We start from the raw sequence: 4,265 nt of genomic DNA on the forward strand, positions 1-4,265 counted from the left end.
TCACGACTACTGGTGTGGTGATGTCAACGGTATAGCTGGCATCTGCAGTTACTGTACCGGTGTTACCTGCGGCATCGGTTGCAGTAATGCTGACATTGATGGTCTTGTCGGCATCAAGGACTAACTGTCCGCCATCAACCGTTACGCTCCATACCCCGCCAGTTTGTACCGTGGTGGTCAGGTTCACGCCATTGACGTTGACAGTAACCACGTCACCGACAGTGTATTCACCGGTTACGGTACCGCTAATGGTCTGGTCGGTTGCTGCTTCGCCTGAATCAACCACGCCATCGCCCGCAATCGGGTTGATGGTAATCGTGGTCGTGTTGTTGTCCGGACCCGTGGTATCCACGGTATAGACTTGGGTATCAGTCACATTACTGCTGTTACCCGCTGCATCGGTGAAAGTTGCAGTGGCATCAATGGTCTTGTCACCATCAGCCAGCAAGTCACTACCAACTACATCGGCTGTCCATGTTCCTGCTGCTGCATCAACCGTTGCAGTGTAGGTCACGCCATTGATGACTAAAGTCACCACCGTTGTTACAGCATCTGCAGGGATACCGGTCAGGGTACCTGTGATGGTCACTGTGCCGGTTGATTCTACGGCATTTAGAACATTGTCTGCTGTGACAGCATCAATATTCAGTGTCGCACCAGTAGTATCTGGTGGAGTGAGATCCACAGTTTCTGTACCTGGCACAGACGGGTTACCTGCCGGGTCTGTGGCAATCGCGGTGATGGTATCACCATCCACCAGTCCACCCGGATTCGGTACGGTCCATTCGCCTGTAACCGGATCAGTGGTGACATCCACCGTTGTTCCGTTCGGGAAGGTTACAGTCACCGTTGAACCTGGTTCTGCTGTACCGGTGATCGGATCAGTACCATTGACCGGATTGATCTCTGGTGCTGCCGGTGGCGTAACATCCACAGTGAAGCCTTGAGTGTCAGTAACCGTGCTGCTATTACCTGCTGTATCGGTGAAGGTTGCTGTCGCATCGATAGTGGCATCGCTGTCCGCCAGCAAGTCGCTACCAGCTACATCGGCTGTCCAGTTACCTGTTGCTGCATCAACCGTTGCAGTGTAAGTCACGCCATTGATGACTAAAGTCACCACAGTCGTTGCTGCATCTGCAGGAATACCGGTTAAGGTACCTGTCACAGTTACTGTGCCGGTTGACTCTGCTGCGTTAAGGACATTGTCCGTGGTTACTGGCGCAATCGTCAGTATGCTACCAGTCGTATCTGGTGCAGTGACATCAACTACATAGCTCTGGTCTGCAGTAATAGTACCCGCACCTGTTACATTCACGCTGACATTGATGGTGCTGTCTGCATCTGCAGTCAGATCGCCACCCGGAACGGTCACGCTCCAGGTACCATCCGCCTGTACGGTAGTGGTGTAATTGTTGCCATTGACCACGACTGTCACGGCATCGCCTGCTGTGAAGCTGCCCACAACCGCACCGCTAACAGTCTGGTCAACGCCTGCTTCTGCTGCGTTAACGATGTTATCGCCTGCAATCGGGTTGATCACGACTACTGGTGTAGTGATGTCAACGGTATAGCTGGCATCTGCAGTTACTGTACCGGTGTTACCTGCGGCATCGGTTGCAGTAATGCTGACATTGATGGTCTTGTCGGCATCAAGGACTAACTGACCGCCATCAACCGTTACGCTCCATACCCCGCCAGTTTGTACTGTAGTGGTCAGGTTCACGCCATTGACGTTGACAGTGACCACGTCACCGACAGTGTATTCACCGGTGACTGTACCGCTAATGGTCTGGTCGGTTGCCGCTTCGCCTGAATCAACCACGCCATCGCCCGCAATCGGGTTAATGGTAATCGTGGTCGTGCTGTTGTCCGGACCAGTGGTATCCACGGTATAGACTTGCGTATCGGTCACATTACTGCTGTTACCTGCTGCATCAGTGAAGGTCGCTGTGGCATCGATAGTGGCATCGGTATCAGCCAGCAAGTCGCTACCAGCCACATCGGCTGTCCAGTTACCTGTCGCTGCATCAACCGTTGCGGTGTAAGTCACGCCATTGATGAGGAGTGTTACCACAGTCGTTGCTGCATCTGCAGGGATACCGGTCAGGGTACCCGTGATGGTCACTGTGCCTGCTGATTCTGCTGCATTCAATACGTTGTCTGCAGTGACATCGTTAATGGTTAATGTTGCACCTGCAGGGTTTGGCGGTGTGACATCCACAGTTTCTGTACCTGGCACAGACGGGTTACCTGCCGGGTCAGTGGCAATCGCGGTGATGGTATCACCATCCACCAGTCCACCCGGATTCGGCACGGTCCATTCGCCTGTGACCGGATCAGTGGTGACATCCACCGTTGTTCCGTTCGGGAAGGTTACTGTTACCGTTGAACCTGGTTCTGCTGTACCGGTGATCGGATCAGTACCATTGACCGGATTGATCTCTGGTGCTGCCGGTGGCGTAACATCCACAGTGAAGCCTTGAGTGTCAGTAACCGTGCTGCTGTTACCTGCTGCATCAGTGAAGGTTGCTGTGGCATCGATAGTGGCATCGCTGTCTGCCAGCAAGTCGCTACCAGCCACATCGGCTGTCCAGTTACCTGTTGCTGCATCAACCGTTGCGGTATAAGTCACGCCATTGATGACTAAAGTCACCACAGTCGTTGCTGCATCTGCAGGGATACCAGTCAAGGTACCTGTGATGGTCACTGTGCCGGTTGATTCTGCTGCATTCAATACATTGTCTGCAGTGACATCGTTAATGGTTAATGTTGCACCTGCAGGGTTTGGCGGTGTGACATCCACGGTTTCTGTACCTGGTACAGACGGGTTGCCTGCCGGGTCAGTGGCAATCGCGGTGATGGTATCACCATCGACCAGCCCACCCGGATTCGGCACGGTCCATTCGCCTGTGACCGGATCAGTGGTGACATCCACCGTTGTTCCGTTCGGGAAGGTTACTGTTACCGTTGATCCTGGTTCTGCTGTACCGGTGATCGGGTCAGTACCATTGACCGGATTGATCTCTGGTGCTGCCGGTGGCGTAACATCCACAGTGAAGCCTTGAGTGTCAGTAACCGTGCTGCTGTTGCCTGCTGCATCGGTGAAGGTTGCAGTGGCATCGATAGTGGCATCGCTGTCCGCCAGCAAGTCACTGCCTGCCACATCGGCTGTCCAGTTACCTGTTGCTGCATCCACTGTCGCGGTGTAAGTCACGCCATTGATGAGGAGTGTAACCACTGTGGTGGCTGCATCTGCCGGGATACCGGTTAAGGTACCTGTCACAGTTACTGTGCCGGTTGACTCTGCTGCGTTAAGGACATTGTCCGCGGTTACTGGCGCAATCGTCAGTATGCTACCAGTCGTATCTGGTGCAGTGACATCAACGACATAGCTCTGGTCTGCGGTAATGGTGCCCGCACCTGTTACATTCACGCTGACATTGATGGTGCTGTCTGCATCTGCAGTCAGATCGCCACCCGGAACGGTCACGCTCCAGCTACCATCCGCCTGTACGGTGGTGGTGTAATTGTTGCCATTGACCACAACAGTCACGGCATCGCCTGCTGTGAAGCTGCCCACAACCGCACCGCTAACAGTCTGGTCAACGCCTGCTTCTGCTGCGTTAACGATGTTATCGCCTGCAATCGGATTGATCACCACCACTGGGGCTGTGATGTCAACGGTATAGCTGGCATCTGCAGTTACTGTACCGGTGTTACCTGCGGCATCGGTTGCAGTAATGCTGACATTGATGGTCTTGTCGGCATCAAGGACTAACTGACCGCCATCAACCGTTACGCTCCATACCCCGCCAGTTTGTACCGTGGTGGTCAGGTTCACGCCATTGACGTTGACAGTAACCACGTCACCGACAGTGTATTCACCGGTGACTGTACCGCTAATGGTCTGGTCGGTTGCCGCTTCGCCTGAATCAACCACGCCATCGCCCGCAATCGGGTTGATGGTAATCGTGGTCGTGCTGTTGTCCGGACCAGTGGTATCCACGGTATAGACTTGCGTATCAGTCACATTACTGCTGTTGCCTGCTGCATCGGTGAAGGTGGCTGTGGCATCAATGGTCTTGTCACCATCTGCCAGCAAGTCACTACCTGCTACATCGGCTGTCCAGTTGCCTGTTGCTGCATCAACTGTTGCAGTATAAGTCACGCCATTGATGAGGAGTGTTACCACAGCCGTTGCTGCATCTGCAGGAATACCGGTCAGGGTACCCGTGATGGTCACTGTGCCGGTTGATTCAACTGCA

At 53.9% G+C, this 4,265-nt stretch carries 1 protein-coding gene; it reads right to left on the reverse strand.

Annotation, left to right across the window (positions count from 1 at the left end; translation table 11 throughout):
• Positions 1-4,265: beta strand repeat-containing protein (locus OC23_RS05825; protein ID WP_038343496.1), on the reverse strand; the 4,265-nt coding region annotated here is incomplete at both ends.

This window comes from Acinetobacter sp. A47 (assembly GCF_000805455.1).
In the GTDB taxonomy this organism is placed as follows: Bacteria; Pseudomonadota; Gammaproteobacteria; order Pseudomonadales; family Moraxellaceae; genus Acinetobacter.